This is a genomic window from Corynebacterium imitans (assembly GCF_000739455.1).
Taxonomy (GTDB): domain Bacteria; phylum Actinomycetota; class Actinomycetes; order Mycobacteriales; family Mycobacteriaceae; genus Corynebacterium; species Corynebacterium imitans.
Window position 1 is genome coordinate 1,826,790 of sequence record NZ_CP009211.1, and the last position, 26,005, is coordinate 1,852,794.

The 26,005-nt window shown below is 55.1% G+C and carries 23 protein-coding genes, 3 tRNA genes and 1 pseudogene; 7 read left to right on the forward strand and 20 right to left on the reverse strand.

The features are described 5' to 3' along the window. Positions 1 to 21 precede the first annotated feature (21 nt). Complete coding sequence (locus tag CIMIT_RS08525; RefSeq protein ID WP_144311831.1) at positions 22 to 648, forward strand: hypothetical protein; 627 nt, start codon at positions 22 to 24, stop codon at positions 646 to 648. A gap of 75 nt (positions 649 to 723) precedes the next feature. On the opposite strand, the gene CIMIT_RS12165 is transcribed toward CIMIT_RS08525, so the two are convergent. From CIMIT_RS12165 to CIMIT_RS08545, 4 genes are all read right to left on the reverse strand, one after another. Continuing rightward, positions 724 to 1,575: a hypothetical protein gene (locus CIMIT_RS12165; protein ID WP_144311832.1), complete on the reverse strand. Its 852-nt coding sequence runs from the start codon at positions 1,573 to 1,575 to the stop codon at positions 724 to 726. A 62-nt stretch (positions 1,576 to 1,637) separates the two neighbouring features. Further along, the gene (locus tag CIMIT_RS08535) at positions 1,638 to 2,111 is read right to left on the reverse strand and encodes a hypothetical protein (protein ID WP_038591751.1); all 474 of its coding nucleotides are present in this window, start codon (positions 2,109 to 2,111) and stop codon (positions 1,638 to 1,640) included. Positions 2,112 to 2,125: 14 nt separating this feature from the next. Next, positions 2,126 to 2,629 carry an ImmA/IrrE family metallo-endopeptidase gene (locus CIMIT_RS08540; protein WP_038591754.1) on the reverse strand — a complete coding sequence of 168 codons (504 nt, stop codon included), beginning with the start codon at positions 2,627 to 2,629 and terminating at the stop codon, positions 2,126 to 2,128. A 132-nt stretch (positions 2,630 to 2,761) separates the two neighbouring features. After that, positions 2,762 to 3,025 (reverse strand): hypothetical protein, encoded by a 264-nt coding sequence (locus CIMIT_RS08545; RefSeq protein ID WP_144311833.1) that lies wholly within the window; start codon positions 3,023 to 3,025, stop codon positions 2,762 to 2,764. Positions 3,026 to 3,071: 46 nt separating this feature from the next. On the opposite strand from CIMIT_RS08545, the gene CIMIT_RS08550 reads away from it, so the two are divergent. Then, positions 3,072 to 3,890 carry a phytoene/squalene synthase family protein gene (locus CIMIT_RS08550; RefSeq protein WP_038591760.1) on the forward strand — a complete coding sequence of 273 codons (819 nt, stop codon included), beginning with the start codon at positions 3,072 to 3,074 and terminating at the stop codon, positions 3,888 to 3,890. Here CIMIT_RS08550 and CIMIT_RS08555 read toward each other — a convergent pair. Genes CIMIT_RS08555 through CIMIT_RS08565 form a run of 3 tightly spaced genes read right to left on the reverse strand, consistent with a single transcriptional unit; the run spans position 3,887 to position 5,899 of the window. After that, complete coding sequence (locus CIMIT_RS08555; RefSeq protein ID WP_038591762.1) at positions 3,887 to 4,522, reverse strand: hypothetical protein; 636 nt, start codon at positions 4,520 to 4,522, stop codon at positions 3,887 to 3,889. The two genes, CIMIT_RS08550 and CIMIT_RS08555, sit on opposite strands and share 4 nt — an antisense overlap. 28 nt (positions 4,523 to 4,550) lie before the next feature. Beyond that, on the reverse strand, positions 4,551 to 5,468 hold the full coding sequence (locus CIMIT_RS08560; RefSeq protein ID WP_038591765.1) for an ornithine cyclodeaminase family protein: 918 nt from the start codon (positions 5,466 to 5,468) through the stop codon (positions 4,551 to 4,553). 56 nt (positions 5,469 to 5,524) lie between these two features. Beyond that, positions 5,525 to 5,899, reverse strand: coding sequence for a hypothetical protein (locus tag CIMIT_RS08565; RefSeq protein ID WP_038591769.1), 375 nt, complete (start codon positions 5,897 to 5,899; stop codon positions 5,525 to 5,527). Positions 5,900 to 6,047: 148 nt separating this feature from the next. Between CIMIT_RS08565 and CIMIT_RS08570 the strand changes: the two genes are divergently transcribed. After that, positions 6,048 to 6,120, forward strand: a tRNA-Asn gene (locus CIMIT_RS08570). 330 nt (positions 6,121 to 6,450) lie between these two features. After that, complete coding sequence (locus CIMIT_RS12385; RefSeq protein WP_084674420.1) at positions 6,451 to 7,344, forward strand: DUF3800 domain-containing protein; 894 nt, start codon at positions 6,451 to 6,453, stop codon at positions 7,342 to 7,344. Between the two features lie 169 nt (positions 7,345 to 7,513). On the opposite strand, the gene CIMIT_RS08580 is transcribed toward CIMIT_RS12385, so the two are convergent. Continuing rightward, positions 7,514 to 9,322, reverse strand: coding sequence for an ATP-binding protein (locus CIMIT_RS08580; RefSeq protein WP_038591775.1), 1,809 nt, complete (start codon positions 9,320 to 9,322; stop codon positions 7,514 to 7,516). Further along, the gene (locus CIMIT_RS08585) at positions 9,319 to 10,557 is read right to left on the reverse strand and encodes a hypothetical protein (protein ID WP_038591778.1); all 1,239 of its coding nucleotides are present in this window, start codon (positions 10,555 to 10,557) and stop codon (positions 9,319 to 9,321) included. Before CIMIT_RS08585 ends, CIMIT_RS08580 begins: the two co-directional genes overlap by 4 nt. Before the next feature lie 381 nt (positions 10,558 to 10,938). Between CIMIT_RS08585 and CIMIT_RS08590 the strand changes: the two genes are divergently transcribed. Beyond that, positions 10,939 to 13,296 (forward strand): DEAD/DEAH box helicase, encoded by a 2,358-nt coding sequence (locus CIMIT_RS08590; protein ID WP_051904904.1) that lies wholly within the window; start codon positions 10,939 to 10,941, stop codon positions 13,294 to 13,296. A 44-nt stretch (positions 13,297 to 13,340) separates the two neighbouring features. After that, complete coding sequence (locus tag CIMIT_RS08595; RefSeq protein WP_038591781.1) at positions 13,341 to 13,778, forward strand: hypothetical protein; 438 nt, start codon at positions 13,341 to 13,343, stop codon at positions 13,776 to 13,778. 63 nt (positions 13,779 to 13,841) lie between these two features. On the opposite strand, the gene CIMIT_RS08600 is transcribed toward CIMIT_RS08595, so the two are convergent. Next, positions 13,842 to 13,915 (reverse strand) — tRNA-Ile (locus tag CIMIT_RS08600). Positions 13,916 to 14,039: 124 nt separating this feature from the next. Here CIMIT_RS08600 and CIMIT_RS08605 point away from each other — a divergent pair. Beyond that, positions 14,040 to 14,115: transfer RNA gene (locus CIMIT_RS08605), tRNA-Asn, on the forward strand. A 677-nt stretch (positions 14,116 to 14,792) separates the two neighbouring features. Here CIMIT_RS08605 and CIMIT_RS08610 read toward each other — a convergent pair. The 10 genes and pseudogenes from CIMIT_RS08610 to CIMIT_RS08650 all read right to left on the reverse strand — a co-directional run bounded on the left by CIMIT_RS08610 (position 14,793) and on the right by CIMIT_RS08650 (position 25,978). Next, the gene (locus tag CIMIT_RS08610) at positions 14,793 to 14,978 is read right to left on the reverse strand and encodes a helix-turn-helix domain-containing protein (protein WP_038591784.1); all 186 of its coding nucleotides are present in this window, start codon (positions 14,976 to 14,978) and stop codon (positions 14,793 to 14,795) included. A 155-nt stretch (positions 14,979 to 15,133) separates the two neighbouring features. Next, positions 15,134 to 15,515 (reverse strand): annotated as a pseudogene (locus CIMIT_RS12390) (transposase); the annotation flags it as partial. Between the two features lie 755 nt (positions 15,516 to 16,270). Beyond that, a complete protein-coding gene (gene wecC / locus CIMIT_RS08620) occupies positions 16,271 to 17,524 on the reverse strand; it encodes a UDP-N-acetyl-D-mannosamine dehydrogenase (protein WP_197697006.1) in 1,254 nt (417 codons plus the stop codon). Between the two features lie 114 nt (positions 17,525 to 17,638). Next, the gene (locus CIMIT_RS08625) at positions 17,639 to 18,445 is read right to left on the reverse strand and encodes an ABC transporter ATP-binding protein (protein WP_084674318.1); all 807 of its coding nucleotides are present in this window, start codon (positions 18,443 to 18,445) and stop codon (positions 17,639 to 17,641) included. Continuing rightward, the gene (locus CIMIT_RS08630) at positions 18,429 to 19,370 is read right to left on the reverse strand and encodes an ABC transporter permease (RefSeq protein ID WP_144311834.1); all 942 of its coding nucleotides are present in this window, start codon (positions 19,368 to 19,370) and stop codon (positions 18,429 to 18,431) included. The genes CIMIT_RS08625 and CIMIT_RS08630 overlap by 17 nt, the downstream gene beginning before the upstream one ends. A 171-nt stretch (positions 19,371 to 19,541) precedes the next feature. Further along, positions 19,542 to 21,185, reverse strand: coding sequence for a heparinase II/III domain-containing protein (locus tag CIMIT_RS08635; RefSeq protein WP_051904907.1), 1,644 nt, complete (start codon positions 21,183 to 21,185; stop codon positions 19,542 to 19,544). Beyond that, the gene (locus CIMIT_RS08640) at positions 21,178 to 22,146 is read right to left on the reverse strand and encodes a hypothetical protein (protein ID WP_038591787.1); all 969 of its coding nucleotides are present in this window, start codon (positions 22,144 to 22,146) and stop codon (positions 21,178 to 21,180) included. The genes CIMIT_RS08635 and CIMIT_RS08640 overlap by 8 nt, the downstream gene beginning before the upstream one ends. Beyond that, the gene (locus tag CIMIT_RS12605; protein ID WP_144311835.1) at positions 22,139 to 23,032 is read right to left on the reverse strand and encodes a hypothetical protein; all 894 of its coding nucleotides are present in this window, start codon (positions 23,030 to 23,032) and stop codon (positions 22,139 to 22,141) included. The genes CIMIT_RS08640 and CIMIT_RS12605 overlap by 8 nt, the downstream gene beginning before the upstream one ends. Continuing rightward, positions 22,995 to 25,640, reverse strand: a complete 2,646-nt coding sequence (locus CIMIT_RS08645) for a glycosyltransferase family 2 protein (protein ID WP_051904908.1) — start codon at positions 25,638 to 25,640, stop codon at positions 22,995 to 22,997. The genes CIMIT_RS12605 and CIMIT_RS08645 overlap by 38 nt, the downstream gene beginning before the upstream one ends. A gap of 11 nt (positions 25,641 to 25,651) precedes the next feature. Then, positions 25,652 to 25,978, reverse strand: coding sequence for a hypothetical protein (locus CIMIT_RS08650; protein WP_038591790.1), 327 nt, complete (start codon positions 25,976 to 25,978; stop codon positions 25,652 to 25,654). Positions 25,979 to 26,005 lie beyond the last annotated feature (27 nt).

The following is a 26,005-nucleotide window of genomic DNA, read 5'->3' on the forward strand; positions in this document are numbered from 1 at the left end:
CTCTTGAAAGGAATACTTCCCGTGCCAAGTGCTCGTGAACTTACCCGGATGATGAAAGACATCCAGGAACTCGTCCCCGCAGTCGTCGCTGCGATCGTTGCCATCGCTACCGCTCTCGGCGTGCTCATTCCGAGCCTGGAAGATGGCTCCAGCAGCAACGCACTCGGCGGCACCGCCGATACGAACAATAGTCGCCCAACCGACTCGAAGGGTGGGTTCTCGAAGCCGGAGGCCACCGTGAGCAACTACCTGGTCGACCAAAAGAAGTTTGACCCGCGTGCGCTCAAATCGAACGTGTCCGTGACGGTGGACGGCAAGGACTATGCGAAATCTCTGATCTCGACCGATAATAATGCACACTTGAGCAACCAGCAGTTCATCGTGCCAGCAGGATACGAAAGCCTGAATTTCACCGCTGCATGGTCAGACACTGTTCCTAATTCCGGCGGTGTAGGAATCGTCACAGTCACACTCGACGGCGGCGAACGTGGCAAGGTTTACGTCAAGCAGGGTGAGTCAAAGCCCCAAAAGATCGACGTCCGCGGCGGCGGCCGAGTTCATATCTACTTCAAAGCTGTGAACAATCTCAACGAGAACAAGCGCGCAGAGGCCAACGGCCTCGCAGCGCTTTCCCCAGTGCTGAAGTAATTCGCTCTATCTTTGTGCTTCAGGGAGCGGCCCGAGCTTTTATTCTCGGACCGCTCTTTCATATGTCAGAGCAATCTACTCGTAATCTTCCTCGACCCCATCAACCGGGCCTTCGACAGGTGCGTCAGCCTCCTGCTCCGCGATCATCGCCTCTTGTGCCGGCCACATCTGCGACGCACACTGCTGCGTCCATCCACTCGTGCCATCGGTGAAGAACGTCGTCCCCGTTTCGTGAATACTCGGATCCCCACACGACGCGATCTGCTTGTCCATCACCTGCGGCGCTTCCTGGCCGGGCGCCCCAGTAAAGCCGATCACGGGCTCCGCCTCCTCCGTCGGCGCCTCCGGAATGGTTTGCTCCGTCACCACACTCGGCTGCGTTGCCGGCGCGGCAACGGAAGTTTCCGCGGCACCCACCTTCGCCAGGTCGAACTTCGCGTCCGCAATTCCCAGCATCACTGCCGCTTCCGGGACTACAAACGCCCCGTACACGCGCACCTTCTCTCCCGCCGACGCACCAGTTGGCCACGGCTCGTACCCCGAAGGTCGCTCACACGCATCCGCAGGTTTGCCCGTGTTCTTGAAGCTTTCTTTATCCCACACCACCGGGGTATCCAGGTAGACCTCCCCGTCAGAAGCGCTCAGCACGCCGCGGACCTGCACGAGCGTCTCGCCTTCAGCCACGTCAGCCTCCCCGCCGGCCGCGCATTGCCCGCCGAGCAAGACCTCTTCAACCTCGAGGCTGCCCTCGCACTCCCCGCCGTCACACACCACGGGCACGGTATCCCCCACCGCTGCGAACTCCGGCACCGCGGTTATCGACGTCACCGTCGTCGACTCTGCCTCACCAGATCCAGTCCCAGCACCCGAACACCCCGCAAGCGCCAGCACGCACGCCGCGCCGAGCGCTACCACCACACGATTCACTTTGCACACCTCTACACAGCAAGAAACAATGACACGCTTCTCACTCTAGTGAGCTGCCTCCGCTACCCGAGTTCCTGCTCTTCCTCGGCCTGCCCTGCACCTGTGCGTTGAGGAAAGAGTCCCTTCGCCGCAACCACCACGATGCCCACGATTTGCACCACGGTAGACGACATCCACGCAATCATGACCGGCGGCTCCGGGTTGAATCCGTTTTGCCCCATATACACAAAGAAGGCGAAGTTCGTCAGACCCATTTGGATGCCAACAGCCCACATAGCAGCGTCCGCAACGCGCTTCTGTAGTTTTAAGTTCTGTCGCTTGTTGTCCAGATACGTCAATTGCCGACGAAGCTTCAACGCGTCAAGACTGGACTGAGTCCCCGCTTCGTCTTCAAGATTGTCCTCCGCGGCGTCCCGACTCGTACTCGCCAAAGCACTTGACGACGATTCACCGCGCGCATTCCGCTCCCGTGTAGCACCTTCTTCAGCTTGTTCCCTAAGCTTCCGTGCTTCAGCGGTTTCGTCATGCGCACTCATGCTGGATGACTCCTTTAGATAAATCCGAAGTGCTTCAACCTGTTGAGCATCGCCGCCTTTGACACGTCAAAGCGACGGCGCATGTCCTCAAATTTCCAGCCCTCGGCCCAGTAGCATTTCACTAGTGCCTCTGGCATCAGAAGCTCCGCAGCGAATGCGTTACAGCGACGCTCCAAGGGGTCGGTGCCTGAAGAAGCCATTTCATCACGATTATCCACGTACGCGATCTCGGCATCTTCGCGGTGCGCGATGTAGTGCCCGAGTTCATGAGCAACGGTGAACCGCTGCCATTGTGGGCCATCCTCCTCGTTGAGGTAGATAGTTGGCGTCTCTTCATCCGCTTCTTTGATAATGAACCCGGCAACGTTCTGCGGAAGTGGCGTCGACTCAACGCGAATGCCCAAGCGCTCCGCAATCTCAAAAACGTCTATAGGCAAACGCATCTTCCCATTGACGTTGTACACGTCGCGACGCAGCTGCCGCGCGTCATCCCTCGGCGATGTCACTGTCACTCCCATGGTCTCGCCACCTCCTTTCCATTAACGTCAGTCACGGGTCAGATATTTGCAATCCTATCGCGTCTCCCGAACACCGCAGTGGATCAACGATTCTCCCCCTATAAACCTCCCCCTGCGTGGGGTAATTCCCACTCACCGCTCCGGAAACAGCGCAATCCCCCACACGCCCGCCACAACGGCAACCGCCACAAGCACCCACCACGCCACCCCGCGCGGCCGTACAAACCAAATATCTGCCACCAGCCACACCAGACTGGGCACGCCGAGCGCCAGCCCCAGAAACGTCAGCGCCCGCCAGTCCGGCAGTTGCCCGGCGCTGAGCAGCATCACGATACCCAGCCCGAGCAGTCCCCCGGCGAGTGCGCGCGGGCGGGGCCATCCAACCGGAATAATCATGCGCCCGATGCTACCGGCTCCGCCGCACACGATACGCTGATACATCATGACCGGCAGCTACTTGGACACCTACGACGCCGCCTGCGACCGCGCAGCCGCGCAGGTCATGGCGCACTACTCCACCAGCTTCTCACTGGCCACCAAGTTGCTGCCGCAGCCGATGCGCACCGACATCCGCAACCTGTACGCGGTCGTGCGCATCGCCGACGAGATTGTCGACGGTGCCACCGCCCAAGCCAACGAGTGCCCCACTACCGCTCTCAACACCTACGAGGAGGCCGTCCTCCACGCACCCGCACACCGCTTCCACACCGACCCGGTCCTCCACGCCTACGCCGCCACCGCCCGCGCTTGCCAATTCCCCGACGAGGAGGTCCGCGCCTTCTTCGCCTCCATGCGCTCAGACCTTCCCGACCAGCCAGACCTGCCGCTCGACGACTACATCTACGGCTCCGCCGAGGTCATCGGCCTGCTCTGCCTGCGCGTCTTCTTCCGCGGCAACGACGCCGCGCTCACCCCGCAACTGATCAGCGGTGCCCGCGCACTCGGCTCCGCCTTCCAAAAGATCAACTTCCTACGCGACCAAGCCGAGGACTCCGCCCTCGGTCGCCACTACACCGAGCACGCTCTCAAAAGCTCCCCCGTCCACCCCTTCATCCCCGAAATCCGCACCGAACTCGCCCAGGCCAAGCAACAAATCCCCAACCTGCCACCACGAGTTCGCCCCGCGGTGCGGGCCGCGACCGCGATCTTCGAAGACCTCACCGACCGCATCGAGGCCACCCCGCCAGACGCGCTTCGCAGCACCCGCATCCGCGTGCCCAATCACCGCAAACTCGCCCTTGCCGCCCGGGCCCTGCGCTAGCAGGTCTGCAGCTTGTCGGTGAACTGCTTCGGCGCGCCCTGCCCCCGCAGCGTTGCCGTGTTGTAGCACTTGAACCCGGTGTTCGTCTCCCCATCCGGCTTCACCGCAACCCACTTCTCACCATTTGCTCGGAACGCGACGATCCAGTCGGACTGCTTCGCGCCGGCCACAGCCCACTTGCCATCGCAGTACTGCACGGCCGTTCCCGTCGGCGCAGGCCAACCCGGCACGATCGCGTCAAAGGCACCCGGCTGGCACGATGCCTTCTTCTCCTGCTTGCCCGCGCTCAGCGCCGGGATCGCCAGCCCCGCAGCACCGGCAAGCGCACCAAGCTCGCCCAGCCCCGGCACCTGCGGCAGCTCGAGCCCAGGCACGTCAATCAGGCCCTGGGACACCGCGAAGTAGCTGCCGGCACCAACCAGCGCCAGCACGCCGAGGCTAATGCCCACAATCGCGCCAGTGCTTAGCGACGACCCCGCGTCCCCCTCCTGGCTTTCATCCCCAGCCGAGCTACCAGAGCCGGATTCCTGCTCAGCGACAGGGGCATCCGGCGCCTCCTGGGCGTAGGCGGGCGTAACGGTGGTACAGGCGACGGCAGCGGCGACGCCCAGCGGCAGCAGTGTCTTCTTCATGCCCACTACCCTACCCCCGGTTTTCGCTCTACGCGTCCGCTGCGGCGGCGATCGCTTCGGCAGTGGCAAGATCCTGCCACGGCATGCCGACGGTCTTGCACACCAAACGACGATCGCGTGCGAGCTCCACCTCGCCGCGCACGACCTGCGCCATGGTGACCAGGTCCTCGCGTGCAACGGTGCCTTCCTCGGTAGCAAGCACGACGTCACCGGCCTCCCGGTAGGCCACCGTGGGGTCCTCGACTATCACCTGCGCGCCCTCGAACACATCCGCCGCAAGCTCGCGGGTATCGGCCGTGTGCGCGCCCACCGCCAGCACGATCGCTCGCTCACCAAGATCTGCAGCATGCAGGATCGGCTCGGGGGCTGTCGTCGCGGTAATGACGAGCTCAGCGTTCTTGATCGCGTCCTTGGCTGCATCCGTGCCGGACTCTACCCAGTCGTAAGAGAAGTCCGCCGGCTCAGTAAGCGAGACAAAAGTAATGCGCAGCTCACGAACGCCATCAAGCACGCTTTCCAGCGTGGCAGCATGACCGAGTCCCTGTGCGCCGGTGCCAAAGATAGCGACGTCGAGCGGTTCCTCGGAGGCGGTCAGCAACTCAACCACCGGCGCGATGGAGGCGGCCGGAGTGCGCAGCGCGGTCAGCGACGTGGCATCAATAAGCGTGTGCGGCGTGAGCGTCTTCGCCCCCATCAGCAGGTACGAGCCTTGCACGAGCGGAACGTCTTCGGTGGAGTCGGAAGGCTGGATGCCGAGGATCTTCACTCCAACCGCGCTGTCTGTAGCCGAAGGCATGAGGTGCATCTCGCCGTGTGGGAGCTGCACCTTCTCCCGCAGGGGGTCCGTTGCGGGATCAAACCCTTCGGCAAGCGTGTCGCGCAAAGCGGCGACCGCCGCAGCCGGGGTAAGTGTGGCAAAAACCTGGTCGTGGCTAATAAAACGCATAGGCCCCACCCTACGTGGCGTAAGACGAGGCCGAGTGGAAGGAAGAAATCTTGCGTTTACCTGCGGTGCTGCTGAGCAGTCGAGGGAATAACGCCGGGCAGCGGGTTCGGGATCATGCCCTGAAGCACCATGTAGTACCAGGTGGAGCCGACGGCGAAGGAGCTCAAGAGGACGGTCATGATGATGTCGAAACGGCTAGCGTGCTTGACCACTTCAGTGAAGCTGCCTGCGGCAACTGCGTCGTCGAAGCTGGAGCCGGCGGCGCGCTCGTAGCTGTTCTTGACAGAGCTCATGTCGTTCACCACGACAGTCGCGTCGCGTTGGAACGCTTCAACGTTGGAATATGGACTTGCGGCGTGTGCGCTAACTGGAGAAAAAGCGGCGCTGGCCACGGCTAATGCGGTGGCGGCGGCGAGGGTACGATTCTGCATGCCACACACAGTAACACTTTTTTGTATCGTTTGCCCTATTTGGTCTACCTGACCTGCCGATTTGTTTCTTTTTAGAAGATAAGACAGAATAAGTACTCGTTGCACAGAGCGCAGCGGGAACGCAGCAGGACGGCAACAAAGTGAATATTCCTCCATAGCTCAGTTGGCAGAGCATTCGACTGTTAATCGAAGGGTCACTGGTTCGAGCCCAGTTGGAGGAGCTGTACTTGTAAGGCCCCGCGCCCGACTGAAATGACCAGTCGGACGCGGGGTTTCGCGTTTGAGTACAAGCAAGCTTTCGCGAGTTCCATTCCTTCCTGAACCCTTAACTTAAACCAGCACCCCGCGGTTCACTAAGTCCTCACCCATTACTCCCAAGCCATAGGCAGACAGTTTTGCCGGAAAACAAGTTGCGGCGCTCCCTCGCACCCTATAGCCTTCTAGATGTAAGCCAGGCGTTGAGCTTTTGCAAGAATACCCCGGGCAACAACTCCGAGGACCTCGCCATCGCGAGGTCCTCGCGTCATTTACTCTATCGACCCGGGGGCAGCATGCTACTGGCATATATCGACGAAATTGGCTCGCCTGGGGCTTTTGTTCACCCCTCGCACTCTCGATTCGCCGACAGTCCCGCTTTCGGGTATGGAGGTTTCATTCTTCCCGAGGATAATGCTCGACAATTTGGGGCTCACTTCGCGCATAAAAAGAGGCAGTTCTTCCAGAACGATATTCCGGATGGTCGAGACCCCGGCAGGTGGGAGCGAAAAGGCGCAGATTTGCTTTTTGCTCGAGCTGCGGAGGATCGACCTCAGAACCTTAGGCTTCTGGGAAGCCTAATATCAAAGCTCCGCAGTCTCGATGGGCAACTCTTTTATTATGCGGAAGAAAAGCCAATCGGTACCCCAAGAGAAACCAACTGCTCTTCTCGTGAGTTCCTGGAACGCGAACAAACCTCAATGCGAGAAACGCTTAACCGCATCGCCCGCCACGCAGACTCTCTAGACCAATCAGTGCTTGTCATGATGGACCAAATTAACGAAAAGTCCCGCAAGCAACGGCTGCCGCAAATGTACGCGCATATTTTTGGACGGGCATCTGACTTTCCGGAAATGCGCAGAATTGTCGAGCCACCAATGCATATCGATAGTGAACTATCTTCGAATATCCAATTCGCCGACTGGTTATGTGCCCTCTACAAGCGGGCGATCGAATACCAACTTGTGCATGACTCACGCTACTCCTGGGTCCCCAGAGCAAAGCAATTTTGCGCAGCGCGTGGGGCTTTTACCCATGACTCAAAGCTGCATCTTTTCCAAAGGGCGCTAGAAGATCTTCACCACTCTGAAATTATCTACCCGAAAAGGCCCGTGATTGACAGCAACAAAACCTCGAGGATGAATCAGCTGAGACTCGAGGCGATCCGAAAAGCGACCTTCAAGGAGTGAATCATGCGGCCGACCGTTGAGTGGCGGTGTCGAGACTACCCGGTAGCGCTTCAGTGAGTGCCTGGTAGCCGCGAGGAAACCGCGGGGAATTTCCAGATTACAGTTCCCCATGTCCGTTACCGAGCGTTTGGTCAATACGCCCAGGACCCCAGATTCCCTAGCCGAGATTCTAAAGGTCCCGCCCTACCATTTTCTCAATGATGGCAACGAGCTGCGCCTCGTCCCAGTTCTCCCTCCACCGCCGCAAGAACTGGACATCAGAAGAAGAAGGCAAGTCCTCGACCGCGTTCACACGGACAAGCGTTGGGACTGCCACTGCGTCGCCGATCACTAAAGCCTCTCGCTGTGCCAGGTGCGATAATGAATCAGTGACAGCGGAGACATCATCGGGCAAAAGACGACGGACATAATTCTGGTCGATTGGGTTCGTCAATCTCATCGCGACAAAATTACTACACTGAGAGAAAATTGTTTCCGATATCTCGGACGGCCGCTGACTCACCACCATGAGTGAAAGCCCATATTTGCGCCCCTCCTTCGCAACTCGCTCTATAGACTTTCGGACTGACTTATATTTCGCGTCCTCGGTTCTTGATATGTAATTATGAGCCTCTTCGAGGACAAGCAGGAAGGGAAGATCCTGCAGACCGCGCAGGTTGCGCTGTAGTCGTTTTCTGTGCATACAAAAGGTGAATAAAAGCCTCGACACCAGCGAGATAAGGTTGCTGAGGACTTCAAAAGGCACGCCGCTCAAATCGAATATTGTGACATTTACGCCGTCGCCGTCGTAACCAAGGAGTTGCCTCAAAATGACTTCGAGATCTTCAGTCCCAGGAGACGAACCGTCCTTCAGCTTGGGATTTAATACAAAATCCAGCCGAGAATCCTCCATCTTTGTCTTAAGGCGCATAAGGAACCGGTCGAACTCGCCATTAAAGGGCCCCTTGGCGGCTTTCTGGCCTTTCGCGTTGCTGCCAGGCGCAAAATCAACTACTTCTTTAAAATAGCTCTGGAAACGATCCTTAACCGGAGACCCATCAGCGCGCTTGGGCTGATCAAAATGCTCCCCCTCCTTGAACACTACCTCCCTATTTAAGTTATCCAAGTAACTCAGAATTTCCGAAATCGAGAAATACACCGGGTCATCGTAGGAAACCGTGGCCATTTCTGGATTGTGCAGGTGCTTATTCGCAACCACGGCCGCTCTGAATTGCGAAACCTGGTTATGAGAATTCCGCTCATTGCTCTCTATAAACAACTCTTCGAGCTCTTCCGAATTCATTAGCCAATAAGGCAAGAGAATACTGTCCGCATCCAGCACGGCGGCAGCTGGAAACGCATTCGGGTATTCACCATGAAGATCGAAGATTAATATATGGGAATTATTCTTGAGTCCCGCACTGCGCTGGTCGGACGATCTCTTGATACCTTCCTGGAGAATAGCTGCTACAGTCGACGACTTGCCAGATCCTGTCGAGCCAACAACGCCGATGTGCCTACCAAAAAATCGATCTCCGTCGAGGTTGACAGACACCGATCCTTCCTGTGCAAGTTTACCGAACGCCAGCGGCGAGGTCAGGTTGTCATCGCCGTAGATAGTCTCGAGAATGTCACCAGGCGCAACTCTTATATATTTCGGCGGGATCGAGATCTCATTCGCGCCGCGGGTAAACTCCCCTTCTTTTATCGTTCCAACTGGTTGCATCCCTATGACAAACTGAGGTTCCTCAACTGCGAGCCCGGCTGAATCGTTCACAATATCAACCGTCGCATCCCGTATAACCGAGTCTTTAACCCGGAACCCCCGAACCACAGCAACAAGGGCATTCTCCCCGTCATAGTTGTTAGAGACCTGGATATAGTCCCCAACCTTTAATGGACTCGTTAACTGCCTGTATGCTTTGGTGTCAAATACCTCGAGCTCGATAAGCTGTGGCGTTACAGACACAACCTTCGATATCTCAGTCAAATCCGTCATTTCGGCAAAACCTTTCTAAAAGCGTTAGCTAGAGATTCAATGGTGCATCCAGCAACTAAAACTTGGTTGCCTGGACATGACGAATCGGAGGGTGCCTGCAGATCATACCAACATGAATACTTACCTAGCTCGGCACGGTCTTCGACCGAAAGCTTGAGGAAACTCTCAATCGAAACGATCCTAATCGAAAACGATAGATTTTGTATTAGATTCGACCTCTTTTTGGTAACGCGGATTGGGGGCTCCATGAACCGAAGCGGTGAAAAACAAATGCTCTCGTATCCGTCATTAAACATTATCGAACTCCTCATTAGGAGCTTTTTCTTTAGCTGAAAGAACGTATCCGGACTTTCGCCTTTAACTACAATTGTCCAAGGGTTGTGGCTCGTCAGAGCATATCCGTTTTCGAAATGTTTAGAGAGGTGGGTCAATAAATCCGCAGCAACGTCTATTTCGCTATCGGTGACTCTTAGTCCTAATATTCGGAGCTTTTCATGGTCTCCAAATTGCTTCTTCTTAAGTTGTTGTGCAAGCTGCTTTTCAAATTGCTCTTGAGTAAGATATTGGGCGTGCCATTTGCCGTAGTAATATTGCCGCCTGTCTATCTCAGCGATTAATGCTCGCTTACTGACAATTCGTTGGCTTTCATTCTCATTGCAGGCCAGCGCGTTTAGGTAATGAACAGCTTTTGGGACATAAAGCTCCAATGCCTCATCATTGTCACACTTCAAATTCGTCGCGATAGCTTCCGCCAGCTTTTCACGCTGGTCATCAATGCTCAGCCCTGGTTCGATACTAATCGTCTCCGCGAACTCGCTAAGCAGCTCTTCCGACACTGGAGTCATGACTGACCGAACGGAAGCGGATTCGAACGCGTTCTCTACATCTTGGCGAGTTAGTCGTGTCGGGATCGACTTGTCAGAGCCAAAGTACACATAAAGTCTAAATCTGAGAGATCGATCGGTGAGAAAGCTCTGAAACATGTCGTACAATGGTTCCGCGATTGCCTTATTTGAATATCGCGCAGTAGACTCCCAATATTTTATCTGGACTGCTGTCTGTTTTCCGCCCTCAAGGAGATCGAGGTCCTCCACCCCTTCCAACCGTGCGACATCGTCTTCACCGGCGCCTAGAATCTCGAGAGCCGATTTTTCAAACTGATATAAATAGCCCCTAATAGCTCCGTGCGCGCTTCTTCTTTTATGGCTGTCGGTCAATGGTGAGAAGGCTGTCACTTTTCCTCCTTGAGCGTTACATAGTTGAGTCCAGGCCGTAGTAGCCAGTGTTCGGACGGGACATCGCCAAGGCCTTCTCAACTAGCTCGAACATTGAATCTAATGCCCCTGATCCCATCGAGGCAGCAATTGGATTTTTACATACCCTTGTCGACCACAAGAACCTCTAATCTCGACTCACACTGTCAGCACTTATCTCGAAGCTTAGCTAAGAATTCCGAGAGAGGGTAGATCGTCATTCGGTTCCGGAACCACCCAGGCACGAAATGATTTCATCGTTCACTGGCTCTCTTTTGCGCAGGAAAGACTGTTGAAATTTCAGAATCCCACCGCAACTACACTGACCTCGTACAACTCTCTCCCCTACCCCGTGGAGCGCCCATGCCAGATGCACACAATCTCGAGGCCCGCGTGCAGCTGCTCGAACGCGCGCTCGCCAAGCTGCTCGGCACCGACGACTTTGAGGCCTTCCTCGCGCAACCAGCGCTCACAGCTGCCAGCCGCAGCACAGCTACCACCAGCAGCAAATCCCGCAGCATCAGCACCACACCACCCGACCCCACAAAGATCTCCAACGCCTCCTCCCCCGACGCGAAGCTCCGCCTGTTCGCCGAGTACTTCCGCGGCCGCGACGACGTCTACGCCACCGCCTGGCGCAACGGCGAGAAGAAAGGCTGGTCACCTGCCTCCTACGGCCGCTACGACCGGAACAACCCAAATCTCAAACCGCTCACCTCTCAGGTCCTCGAGCAGCACCTGCGCCGCGACATCAACCTCCACGTCGGCCTCTACCCGCTCTGCAAGGGCGACACATGCTTCCTCCTGGCGTGCGATTTCGACGACGCCGACTTCCGCACCGCCGCCCGCACCTACGCGAACACCTGCCGCGAGTTTGGTCTCGACCCGCTCATCGAGCTCTCCCGCTCCAGCACCGGCGCGCACGTCTGGCTCTTCTTCAACGAGCCCGTCCCGGCATCCCTCGCCCGCACCGTAGGCATCGGCTTGCTCGCCAAGGCCAGCCCAAAGCAGTACTTCGCCAAGTTCGATCGCTTCTTCCCTTCCCAGGACACGCTACCGGGCAAGCGCCGCGGATTCGGCAACTTGATCGCGCTCCCGCTCGCCGGTCAGCATCGCGCCGAGCAGCGCACCATCTTCGTCAACCACGACTTCGAGCCCGCCGACGACCAGTTCGCCGCCCTCGCCACTACAACCAAGGCCTCCAAACAACAGCTCAAACAAATCGCCGCAGCCCTCCAACCGGACCCGGAGACCCAACTACCCCAGCCGCCAACAAGGGCAGAACTCAAAGCCCTCAAACGCTCCGGCACGGTCCGAGTCACGCACAATTCCCGCGTCCACATCGACCTCGAGGGCGTCGACGCCACCACCGCCACCGCCCTTCGCCACCTCGGCGCGATCCCCAACCCGCAGTTCTACATCCGCCAGGCCCAGCGCCTGTCCACCTACCAGACTCCTCGCCTAATTATCCGCTTCGACGAGCGCGACGGCACGCTCACCCTCGACCGCGGGACCCTCGACGAAGCCATCAGCATCCTCAAAACCGCCGGCTACACCGTCACCCGCCGCAGCAAAACCCCAAAGCCGCGCACCATGCCCGCTGAGTTCACCGGCGAGCTCTACTCCGCCCAGCGCAAGGCCGTCAACGCAATGCGCAAGCACCGCACCGGGGTCCTCGTCGCCCCACCCGGCGCTGGCAAGACCGTCATGGCCTGCGCACTGATCGCGCACCGCCAAGTCTCCACCGCCATCATCGTCCCCAACGTGGAGCTCGCCGCCCAGTGGCGCGAAGCTCTCACCGCCTTCCTGAACGAGCCCACCATCGGCCAACACGGCGGCAAGTCCAAGAAACTCAGCGGCAACATCGACATCATCACCGCCCAGTCGATCAGCCGCACCGACTCCCGCACGCAGTTCCTCGCTGACTACGGCTACGTCATCATCGACGAGTGCCACCGCGTCGGCGCCGCCGGCCTCACCCGCGTACTCTCAGACCTCAACGTCCGCTTCGTCACCGGACTGACCGCCACCCCGTTCCGCTCCGACGGCCTCGATGCACTCCTCCCGCTTATATGTGGACCGATCCGCCACACCATGGAGATCGAGCGCCCCGGCCCGAAACACTACATCGTGCAGACCACCGAGTTCACATACAACGAGCCCCACCTCTACTGGCCCGACCTCGACAACGCGCTCGCCGCCGATCCTGCCCGCAACGCCCTGATCACCGAGACCATCACCCGCGCCGCCACCAGCGGCATGAACGTCCTCGTCCTGGTCAAGCGCCGCGAGCACATCACCACACTCGAATCACTCCTCGCCCGCAACCACCCCGACCTCCCGGTCCCCGTCCTCACCCTCCACGGCGCGCAGCACGCGAAAGACCGCAGCGCCACCCGCAAGGCGCTCACCACCGCGCCCCGCTTCGTCCTTATCGCCATGACGCAGATCGTCGGCGAAGGCGTGGACCTCCCGGCCCTCGACGCGCTCGTGCTTGCCGCCCCAGTCGCGTTCAAAGGCAACGTCATCCAACAGATCGGCCGCGTCACCCGCGGCACCACGACCTCCGCCACGGTTTTCGACTTCCACGACCACCTCGTCCCCGCCCTCACCGCCGCATTCCGCAAGCGCCGCACCGTCATCCACACCCAAGGCTTCACCCAGCAACCTGGCCCTTCGCTTCTCGACGCTTGCCAGATCCCCCACCCACCACTACCCTAATTGACACGTGCCATACATCATCTACCCATCCCCAGGAGCTCACCATGAAGACACGTGCGACCGCCGCGCTCTCCGGCGCCATCATCATCCTTGCAGCCCTCACGCTTAGCGCCCCCGCAGCGCATGCCGCCACGTACACCTACTCCAACCAAAACGGCGACGTGCGCTGCGAGATCTACAACACCCCACAGGGCCATACCACCCTCTGTGTTTCCGACAAGGCCCGAAAAGCTCACCCCGAGTGCAACCCGCCGGAGCACCTCATCCCCGCAGTCAAGGTCGAAGACAATTGGGCAGGCACCCTGTGCTGGAACCAGGGCTTCACCCAGCCCCCACAAAAACTCAGCCCCATGTCGGTGCGCTCCGGCGGCGGAGCCACCGTCTTCGCCGCACCGGGCGGCGACCTCTTCGTCCTCGACACCGTCAAGATGGCGCTCATCCAAGCCGGCAACGCGACCAAGGTCCTGTTCCCAGGTTTCTAGGCTGAGACAAGAGATACGAAACCGCTGCACCGAGAACTATCGTTCCCGTGCAGCGGTTTTCTGTGGGGCCAGCGGGGCTCGAACCCGCGACCAGCGGATTATGAGTCCGCGGCTCTAACCGACTGAGCTATAGCCCCATCCTTACGCCAAAGCGCTGTAAGAACTATACCCCGTGTGTCGGCCTCTTCATATTTCAGTCCCGCGCCTTGCGACGCCAAATTGCTTATCGACGACTGCGCCCCCTATACTGACTGAGCACAATCCTCCATAGCTCAGTTGGCAGAGCATTCGACTGTTAATCGAAGGGTCACTGGTTCGAGCCCAGTTGGAGGAGCCAAAGCCCGGGGCCTCCGCATCCCCGGGCTTTGCCCTGTTCACAACCTTGGTCTCAGATTCGGGTTTCTAGTACCGGTGTTCCGAAGACCCGGTACTGCCGCATTCCGAGTAGTTGGTACCTCCCGGGGCACGGCTGACTGTAGCGCCCCGGCTGTATGCTTCATTAGTCTGTTCAGAAGACTGAAATGGTAGCGGTGTGGTGAGTATCTGGTAGCGCCTAAGTGGGTATCCGGTAGCGGAGGCTCACCCGAGCTCGGCACCGGGGGCGAGCGGTCAAGGATGGCCGTGTTGCCAGGGGCGGTTTTGATACCAGCGCTCCGAAGGCTCGATATTGCCGCGTTCCTAGTAGTTGGTACCTGTACGGCCGAGCCGGGCCGACTGCACGGCCCCGGCTGCATCCATCAGTCGTGCGAGCAGCCTACTGAGGCGGTGCCTTTGCGCATGGAGAAGACTCCTATGCGGATTCGGTGGCCGCTATGTTGCAACCGGCTCTCTGTCAGCGATATTCGCAACTGCCCGCAACGGTTCAGTGAGTCTTCGGTTGCTGAGAACGCTCGGGCTCCGGGCTCCCCAGAATGTCCCACCACCACTGTTGTCGGCCTGGTATCGAGACAGCGGAGCCTCGCAGTACCGAGTACGCGGAGCACGGGTACCAACTACGCGGAATCGCAGAACCAACTACCCCGAATCGACAACAGCTTCATCATTTGGCCCAGCAATCTGGGCCGTGGTCGTGAGCTGCTCTGCTTGCAGCACTTTACGAACTTTTTGCACCGTGGAATGCGAGCATCCCATCGACGCTGTGATCTGGCGAACGGACCAGCCTTTGAGCACAAGGTCCATCACCGCCCTGTAGTCAGTCACAATCGGACTCCTTTGGCAATGCGCCGTGCCCTACAGTCACGCGGTCACCAAAGAGTTTCCCCGAAAACTGTAGTGTTACTCGATACTCACCACGGTGTTACTAAAAGCACGCGCGCAACACCGAGGTTGGCCAGATCTGCGCACACCGATGCCTAGGATGCGGCGCCTTCATTTTCAGCGATCCACAATCCCAGGATGTGCTTGATGCTGTCCATGTCGACACCAACCGCCATGTAGCAAGCCTGTTGACCACGCGGTGGCCGTCACGGATCATCAGGCGTAGGGCGTCGAGGAAGATCACCGGGTAAAACCGGCGAGCTGGCGGTTTTACCAGATCATGACCTCTTCTAAGACCGCATCGGTAATGGTGCTGATCGTATCCGGGCTCATATCCATCCCAAGAGTGGTCGCGAGATGATGGCAAATATCGCGCACTGTCATCCCGCCGGCGTAGAGCGAGACGATCATGTCGTCGAGCTCTGTGAGCCTGCGTGCGCCCTTGGGCACCATGCGGGGAGTAGACGTGCCGGCACGATCCCCGTACCAGCCGCCCCCGAGTGGAGCGGTTACCGGAAGTATCCTTCTGAGCGCTGTGAGCTGCTACCGGATATTCACTGAAGCGCTACCGGAAAGTCACGACGCTGCTACCAAATAGCCGGTCGCAACAATTAGTCGCTCGACTCTACCGGAACGGTGGACCTACGCATGGTGAGGTTCTCCTAAGCGGACGGTGTCGGCCGGGTGGCAACCGGCAATTCAACAGCAGTGTTCGTTATCGTCCGGCAACGGTTTTATGAGACTCCTGGCAGCTTAGAAGGTTGTCGGCCCCCGCACGGCCCTCATAACGTTGCAAGCCCGGTGTCCCGACAGCGCTGCGGCATCTCGCGAGCAGGTCTCCAGACCGTTACTTCAAAGCAAGAGTTGGCGCACATACAGGCGCTACCGCTCTACGGCACTTCTGCCGTCAGCCTTGAGAGAATCCTCCTGCAGTACCTTACGCGCGGAACACCCCAATCAACTACGCGGAATCGCGGTACCAACTAACCCGAATCAACCCTTGGTAGGGGTATCGGTCAGAGTCTTTGTGGCTTAAGTCGCAACCACATTGTTCCCAATTAAAGTTGAGTCGGTGGCACTTGTTGCCACTTGTCCTTCTATCGGTGTAATAGTAATGAGTTTTAGTACCGCTCATGCAGAATCCCCGGAGGATATTAACCACCGGGGATTCCCCCACATATAACGACGCAGCGATTTATGAAACTTACGGGGGATACCTACCGCTTCGATGTAGGTTAGGCCCTCCAGACGCCTTTAGTATCAATGACCCTCTTTCCTTCAAGGGTTCTTTGGTCAACTTGCTTGAACTCGTCGTGATCCACAAGCAAAACAACCACATCTGCAGTCTCCAGCGCTGCTTCCAGCTCAGACAAGGTCACATTTTTAAGGTCAGACAGCCGACCGGGAAGTTCGCCGATGTTCGGCTCTACCGCCAGAACTTCATTATTAGCAAACTCACGCGCAATGTCTTCAGCAATTTCAAGCGACGGCGACTCCCGAAGGTCATCGATATTCGCCTTGAAAGCAAGCCCCAGTACTGCCACAGAGACATCGCTACTGCCGCCGATCGCCTCCCGTACCTTATCCACAACCCAGCGCGGTTTGCCGTCGTTAACGTCACGGGCAAGCTTTATCAGCTTCGCGTTTTCTGGATCAGCTGAAACGATAAACCAAGGGTCCACTGCAATACAGTGGCCGCCCACCCCTGGACCCGGCTGCAGGATATTCACACGCGGGTGATGGTTGGCCAACTCGATTAGCTCCCAAACGTCGATCCCTAGATTATCGGCGATCAAAGAGAGTTCATTGGCGAAGGCAATGTTCACGTCTCGGAATGAATTTTCCGTGAGTTTCGCCAGCTCTGCCGTCTTAGCGTCGGATTGCAGAAGCTCCCCCTTGCAAAATGACGCGTAGATTTCAGTGGCACGCCTAGTTGCTTCGGGGCTCATACCGCCGATAATCCGGTCGTTGGTACGGAGCTCCTCCATAGCCTGTCCGGGGAGAATTCTTTCAGGACAGTGTGCAAAGTAGATAGTGGGCTTCTCATCCGAATTATCGTCTCCGTCAGCTGCAAGGTCGGGCCGGATATCCAGAATCTTTGCTGCCATCTTTTCGGTAGTCAATGGTGGAGAAGTAGATTCAAGGATAATAATCTCATCACCCTGAAGCTTGGGAGCAATGGCTTCTGCAGCAGAGTATATAAACTTCATATCTACCGAGTGGTCCGACCGGAAAGGAGTCGGTACAGCGATGATGTAGGCGTCTGCATGCGGCTGATCAGTGGTTGCAACGAACCGATCGCTTTCCAACGCTTGCTTCAGTTCTTCTTCCAGGCCAGGTTCGACAATAGTAACCTCGCCGCGGTTGATCCGCTCCACATTCGCGGCGTTCACATCAACACCAGTTACTTTGACACCGCTATTTGCCAAAACAATAGCCGTCGGTAAACCGATGTACCCTAATCCTACAAAAGCGACGTGCATCCGCATCTCCCACTAGTCAAATCCTTCAGCCCATTTGGAAACTAATGAGCCACGAAAAGGAGTTTAGCAGAAGCACATTACCGTCTTTCGAACGGCGTGGACCGAAGAGACCGCAGGTCCTCAGCCGAATTCCACATGTACAGGCGTATATTTGCGCTTTGTGTATTCAAGGATCGCACTGGCCTCTTGATCTTTACCAGCGGAGACAGCTCTACTCCATCGCCGATAAAGCGTTACTACCCAGCTTGGCTTACCATCGGTGATGAGGTCCCCTTGGTGCAACCAAATCGCACGGTCACAGTTTTTCTCAATAGTTGACGCTGCATGTGAGACCAGGAATACAGTTCCAGATGCCTCTAAAAACTCGTCCATCCGACGTTGCGCCTTGGCAGCGAAGGTACTGTCCCCTGTGGAGAGGGCTTCATCCACTAACAGAATCTCTGCCCTAACCGCTGTCGCAATGGCGAATTTCAGGCGGGCGTTCATGCCCGACGAAAACGTCCTCATTGGACGGTCGATGGCATCGGACAAATCCGCCCAGTCGATAATCTCTTGTTCTAATTCTCGTACCTGATCCGGGCCTAACCCCATCGCGAGTAGACCAAGCCGAATATTCTGCCGGCCAGATAGTTTCTGCTGTAAGGCTGCCGAAACCCCCAAAAGTGTAGGTTGAGCCGATACGAGTACCCGCCCCGTAGTTGGCTGCTCAGTACCAGCAATCAGCCGCAACAAGGTTGATTTTCCTGACCCATTCTTTCCAAGCACACCAATCGACTCACCTGAATATGCGACAAAGCTTAGCGGTTTTACCGCCTGAACCGTCCGGGTTTGCCGTTGGACCAAAATTTTATCTGAGCCCTGCGAGTTGAGCCTATAATCCTTAGACAGGCTCTGAGCAACGACCGTTGGCTTAGCTGACTGTGGCATATCTTTCTTCCGCCTTCCAAAAGAAGATGAGCCCCACGAAAAAGAGTGAGATCGTCCATCCCAGCAAGCTGCAGACGACAGACATCGATGGGACAGTACCGTAAATCGAAACGTCTCTAGCAACCGTCAAGAATTGGTATACAGGGTTAGCCTGCATAATTGATGCCATAACAGGATGTCCATCAAAGCGCTCTAGCGCGAAGAAAACCCCTGAGGTGAAAAAAAGTGCCCGATTCAGCAATCCAATAAGTGGCTTTACGTCGGGAACAAAGGCGGTGATTCTAGCAATGATTAAAGCGAGCCCGAGAATAAAGAAGTGAATTAGGAAGTAAAGTGGTATTAGAAGGATTAAAGTCCAAGTTGGCCCTTCAGGAAATTGATAAGCGAAGGCTAAGACCAAAGCCACCACCAAAGGAATCAGATTATCCATAAACTGACGGATAACAGCCGAGAATACGATAGCCGCGCGCGGAAACGTGAAAGATGCTATTAAAGAACGCGAGGCCTGAACCATCCCTCCCCCGGACGCAATTCCTTTCGATATATAGCGAAAGAAAACGACTCCAACCATTAGGTATCCTATATAGTTATCAATACCTCTTGACACGTGCAGAATCATGCCAAAAATTACGGCATATACGGATACATCAAAAAGGGGCTGAAGCACTAGCCAAGCACGCCCCAAAAACATATCTCGGCCGGATCTAAGTGCCTTACTTTTAGCATCGGCGAAAATGAAATGTCTCCAGCGATGAAGGTCACGAATGTATTGCACGAATGACGGTTTACTATTCAGCTCCCGAAGGCCTTCAGGATCAACGCGCAGCACTTGAGGCGCTCTGGCTGCTTTCGTCTCGTTCATTTCAGACACTTGTTCCTCCACACTTTCTCGAGGTATGCTTCTTTTTCGGAAGAGTTCGCCCACAGCAATATCCTCCCGCGCAACGGCAGTAGATTTCTATTTATTGCTTTTGCGCGCACAGCAAGATGAGCCTATTGCGTCACACTCATCACTCGTTGACTTTCGCGGGGAGACCTGAATTTATGTTTTCTCAGCGAACTAAATCCATCTTCCCCTGACAAACCCTCCGTTTAGTCATAGAGCGAATTTGGGGATATGAATGAGATTCCGCTCATCAGAATTCCAGACCTCAAAATGCGTGTCACAGTCAGCCATGCGCGTGGATGATTGACTCCCGAGATGGATCAAAAGGCTCTTATCTACCGAAGTTCCTCGTTTACTGGTATACACGAGATGCTTGGTTTTCGTAACACGGTTTGTAGCCGTTGAAATTACGGCTTTGACCGACGTACGTCCAATTGCTCCATTTTCAACCGTTAACGTGGGAGGCTCGGACCCTATCCATTCCAGGACTACCTCGGAATCCCCACTTTTCAGCCTAACTCGCCGAGAGTCCAACTCGCTTACCTCAACCTCGGGAGCCAGAACGAACCGGTGCACCCAATCCTCTTGAGAAGCAGCATCGCCTAAATCATGGATGACAATCGCGGAGTGATTGGGCAATAGATAAACTGACCTCCGAAGGTTGGCGTTTTCATAGCCGTAATTGTGCCCTGAAGCGAGCTTAAACTCTGGGGCGTTGAGATAATGATCCGTGGCGATCTTCCTCGTGTACCGGTTGTCCTCCTCCCGCACATACGGTCGGTTAGGGGTAAAGGAAGAGTGGGCTCGGTAGGACGCGACAAAACGGCGAAACTTGTTTTTACCGTAATTATATTTACCCGAATCGACGAAAAAGTCACGTCCACCGTAGTTCAACAGGATACTCAGATCATCAGCATGTTTGTGTGCTTTAGCCGAATACCCACAAATGAATGCAAGATAGGCGTCATTGTCCCGACTCTTCAATACCGAAAATCCACTCATGGAATCGTGGAAACTTTCCCAGCTAAATGACCCAAGCTTTCGCTGACTGCCTGAGTCGCCAATGGCAGGAACCTTTCCGTCCGGTTTAGCAATACGCTCAATATGTTGGCTGGCGAACTCAAGTTTTTTCAGGACGTCGGGCCCAAGTGTCATTTCGTTTCGCCTCAAAAAAGACTCGAGCTCCCGATACATTCTTAGAACCATGTTGTGGTATTCGGGTGAGTTCTCTTGATGCATTCCGGTTTCGCTAAAGGTCTGCCAGAAGATACTCTCCGCTCGGCCACGTCCGTGGTACACATACTCCATACGTTCAAGGCCTAACCCCATCGATATCAGTGCCATATCCATCATGAGGCCATGATTATTCATACGATGAAGGCTATCGTCCATCAAAAGGCTTGCATGACGTTCCAACAAATCGCGAAAACGCGGCTCGTCATACTCCCGCCCCGCCTCTTCCATACAGCTCAAGAACTGCATCAACACCCTTGACCGTGCACCGACCGCATGATCATACCAGGTCATTTCAGTGGAGTTTCCTGCCTCCACGTATTCTAGCCAGCTGAGTACGATTTCTTCGGACTTGTCAAGGTACGCAGTATTGTCCGAACGAGAATATTCCGCCAGGAGAGTGCCGACCACCCTTAAGTTCTGTAGATAGAGCTGGTACGAGGTCTCAATACCTGGCTCCCTATGCTCCCAGTCGAAGTTAGGCCCAAAGTGGATGTCAGCATAGTTTGGAAAAGGTTCAATAACATTATCAAGCGCCTTGTCCGCAATTCTCTTTTGGATCGGCGATGCTTTACTTCCCTGCCCGCCAATAAGTGGCATCACGCAGTTGTGGTTAAACATTCTCCTCTGTCCTGTCTACTAAAGCGTCACAGTTCGCATCGGCAACTTCCTGAAACGCGCGGTGTACCGGGAGTTTAGTCAAACGAGCAGAAGGCATTGCAATCTCGTCAAGGTACTCACTGGCTAGTTTCGTCTGAGTCGTCGGATCTTTCACCAACTCTAGCAACTTACCTGCTCGTATAAACTGAATCCGTAAGATAGCATCTTCCAAAGAGAGACGCTCGGACAGAGCGTGCGATATGGATCGGTCTCCGGCACGGCATCCGTTACCTAGGAATACTAACTTTCCGTCCTCTTTGAGGAACCAGTAAGCATTTTCGGGTTTCCGTCGGTCGACTTCAAACGCTTTAGTGATCTGATCGGTTCCTCCTAGCGCAACAATGTTTACAGGCCACAGGGCAGACGAGGCAAAGACCTCGTCGCACAAACGGTCAAATAGTCCCCCGCTACTGGAATCTAAGTCAAAAACGAGTGTCTCATTGCTGAATTTCAAGGCCTTCGGAGCGAAGATCGCCAATAACTGTGCAAGCAGGTCTTCTCCCTCGAGCGGATACTCGTCAACGCTGCCGTCGGAAAGCCTGACCCGTAAACAATCTGATGCCCCAGAAACAATGTACGTCGAAGGCTCTTCGTACGTGCCCGATGGCCTTACGGCCTTCTCAACGACCCGGAGGCGGCGCTCTTGCCAAGTCGCTCCCGAATCGGTTATACCGTGCTCGGCAAAGGGCAGCGCAGCCCATTCACAACCCTGCTGGCACAGTACGTCTGTAACGAAACGACTTCGCAACCTGGTACCGTCCAACAAGGCGTGCTGCATAAGCATCCGCTTGGCGAGGTCGGACTCCGCTTTTTCGTATAACTCCTTTGCGGTCTTTGACGAAGCCCTAATTTCTCCTGCTGCCAACCGAGAGTGGTCCCCAAAGTGTCTTGCTACTTCTGCCAAATATCGGTAATCACTCACAATTGCCCCTTCCAGGGTTAGCCAAACTAAGCTGGACCGAGAGCTCCTTTAAAGTTTGATCCTTCGGCAGCGGCAGATGCCCCGCCTTGCGATCGATGTAGTACTTCACGCTAATATCCATGCCAACGTGTGGTTGTTCCGTAGCCCGATTTGCCATAAAACGCGAAAGAACAGGAAGCTGCTTTTTCATATCCGCTGCACTGGCTACATTTAACATGTAGCACCCCGATATCGGCAGCTGTAGCGCCAAATAGCGTGAAAGCACATTACATTTCTCCGGAAACGCCGTCCGAATATTTTCAACGTCAAGCCCACCGTAAGAGTGTTCAGCAATATCTCTCACGTAAGACGGGTAGTAAAGCGTCCAATCAAACTGCGCATTGTTTACTAGGAATCGAGACCCGGGAAACCACGCATGTAAGGCTACTGCCTGAAAACCGCCAGCTGAGCTTCCGTAAAAGATGACCTGATCTTGTCTAAGTCCCAACAGGTTGCGAAAATACTCCACGCACTCCGCCATTGCGCAAAGAAGTGCATCTGTACCATTACCCTGTGCCCAGCCAATCTGAAGATCATTATCTGGATGTAGCGTGGCATCTGAGATCATCAGTACATTAGCATTCAGTGAATCTATCCAGGTACGCCTTTGGAAGATTTCGCGCGGATCTTTGCTCTCGCTCCTGTCTACAGCACCGTTGAGCGTCACTAAGAGGCGGTCGGAGAACTCCTCGCTACGTACAAAATGGCAAGGAACCACGTATCCGTTGGCCAAAAATTTGAATCGATTATTTGGACCGGCGATAGCAGCCCCGTCAGATTTACGGTGCAGACTGGGCCATTCCTGAAAACTACATGTCACCTGTTTCAGCACCTTCCAATAACGCATTGACCTCTGGATCATTCATCACTCGTTCACCATAGAAGGATGCAATCTGCCGAATGATAGAGAGACACTCTTTCCGGTCTTCCGGTGCGACACGCTTCAACTTATCGAGGTACCAGCCTTTGAGAAAGATAGTGAAGCGGGTTGCTCCATAGTCATCGTAAAGGTCTACAGACTTCAGCCACTCACTTCTTGCCTCTTCAAGGGCGATGTATTTCCGGTAGAAGCCGGGTGACACAGAATTTACAGTGGAGTTGGTAACAGCAGCGTAATAAGCGTGAATTGGCTTCATCGTGATCCAGATCGACCGGGCATAGAAGATCATCTGCTGGAAAAAGTACGAGTCTTGACCCACAGCACCTACCGGCTGCTCCAGACCAAGTCCTTTTAACCAATCAGTGCGAGCGACGAGAGCCTGAATGCTCATCGGTTGGAAATTCATCTTCTTAACAAATTCCCGGTTATAACCGGTAAGGGGGCCGCACTTAGCTTCGGTAGCCCGCAGGACTTTCGAATTATTAACCGTCGCTACATCGGTTCTAAATCGCAGCATATTGCCAATGGCAAAATCGACGTTATTCTCATCACAAGCCTCGAGTAGCCCCAAGTACGCGTCGTTCACTTGCTCGTTATCAGGGTCCAGATAGGTAACGAATGGTGTCGACGTTAGCTCTAGCCCCTTGTTCCTTGGGCGTGAAGCACTACCGGAACCACCCTCTGGGAAACGGTATACTTCAACGTTGGTAAACCGCTGCTCGAGCATGTCCACGCAGGCCTGCGTTTTCAAATCCGATGACCCATCGTCAACTATAAGTATCTTGGACTTTTCGAATGCACTTCCCCGATAAAGCGAGTTGAAACACTTGTGAACTAGATGTTTACCATTGTTATAGGTTGGAACAATGACTGTTAAGTCATACGACCTATCACGGTTAGCAGCTATATAGGTCGAGCAACTGGTCATAATGGTCAGAACCGAAGACACAGTTTTTGAAGCTGCTCTTTCCCCCGGTGCAAGCCAAAACACTTCGGCTTCTTGCGCAGCGCCTTCTTTATACTCGAGCTCATAAGCTATCTCGCCCGAATCGAAGGGCACTATCCTTAGCGAATCCGCATTGGAGTATCTGTACGCCGCAACCACATCGCTAATGATGTCTGGAGCCTGGAGGTTTAGGTGGTCCAGCATTATCACCACGTCACCACCGCTACCTCCGACCAACGTTTCCCAGTCTGCAGAATCAACGTAGGTAAGGGTCTGCTCAGTCTGCTGGCTATCACGGAAGGCCTCAAACTGCGATTGTGAATCGGCTACCACAATAAGTCGATGCTGCTCAGACGGATGTTTCATGCCTACCGCATCAAGAATCTGGTCAATCCGGTCGAATGCAGTGTCGTTGTTGAACACCTCGCGGATTCCTTCAACCTGGCAATAACGAAGGTAATCAGGCGTTAATGTATCGATGAAATTCTTTGTATCCAGTTCGGAATGTAAAAGGGCAACAGATGGATACAGCGAATTAATTCCGGCGCTGTAGTTGGAAAGCACCAGAGTTCCCATCGCGAGTAGTTCTACTACTCGGTTGGCGAACATAGTTTGACTGCCTACTACAGAGTTTAAATTAATCGCTAGTGGCAAAAGCTTTTGAAGTCGAAGAAGCTCATCGTGGTTAAGCGGCCCATGAAGATATGGCAAGAAATCCTCTGGGTACAGATACTTTTCTGGATTCGAGAACTTCTTCGCATCCAAAGCTAGGTTGCGATCAACGATGGTGAGGCTCGCCGTGGAGTCATTGACTCCGTCGAAGATTCTTTGTCCGTCCCTAGTACGCTCCTTATATTTATGGGCCATCCAAGACCCAGCAAAGACTACCTCGCGACCGTCATGGCGCATGCAACCAAGCGGGTTGTGCTTCTTAAAATTGACGCCGAAACGTATCGGAAAAACAGGCGTTGATCCTTCAAGATCTTCTCGGTAAGCTTCGATTTTCTCGATACATGAAGTAAAAACGACGTCCGCACACTTGGCCGTACTAAGAAATAGCTTGTAGTTTGGCGGGTCCTCCTTTGAGTAAAACACAACTGGAATGCCCTTCTCCCGTGCAAGAGGCATGATGGTTTGCTCGAGAAGCTTTCGCTTTGAAGAAGACTTCTGCGAAAGACCGTGCCATTCTCCCGCCAATCCTCGCCAAGTTGAAACTACCAATAGGAGATCAATTTCTTCGATCGTCTCTCGGTAATTTGTTGGAGTAACAGGAAAAAAGTTTGCAGCAGGCTCTATAGACTCGTATAAAAACTGGTCAGAGATGATTCCAATATTCACATCGCGTCTTTGATCCCACCGTTGCACCTCCGCATACGGCAAGTCGTTTGCTTCATCTAGTAGAGATGAAATCCGCTGCTCCACCAGCGGGCGGTAGTGTTCCCACCTTTGCAGGTACTCTTCCCTTCCAATAGAGGGTCGAAAGTACTCATGCTGTCCATCAACAGCGTCCCGAAACATTAAATTCGAGGTGTACCGCTTTAACTTTCTGAGGTCTTTCTTCGCTCGCTGGACTGTGACGCGTAACGCTTCGATTCGCTTCAGCTGGTTCGCAATTGCAGACTGTTTCATTTGTCTCTAGATCACTTTCTCTTGGCTTTTCGTAGACGCCAGTACAGCGTTTGCAACTTATAGCCTTTGGTATTCTTCAGCTTTTGGACCTCGGCTTCGAGCTGCATCCCTGTGGATTCAAGGCTAGAAATTTTGCGCTTAAGCCGCTCTATCTCCCGTTCGCGTTTAGCAATGCCTTTGAGCAGCTTCTCATCTCGATTTGCCTCAAAGAGCAATTGTTCATAGGTTCCATCGAGTTCATCGATAAGTTCTTGAACAAAAAGTGTGATACCCGCATAGTCAGAGTGTAGGGTTCCGTCCCGCGCTTCTCCCACTCTCAGCTGTAGGTCGTCATCCATCTTTCGCCTCTCTAAACTGGAACTAAT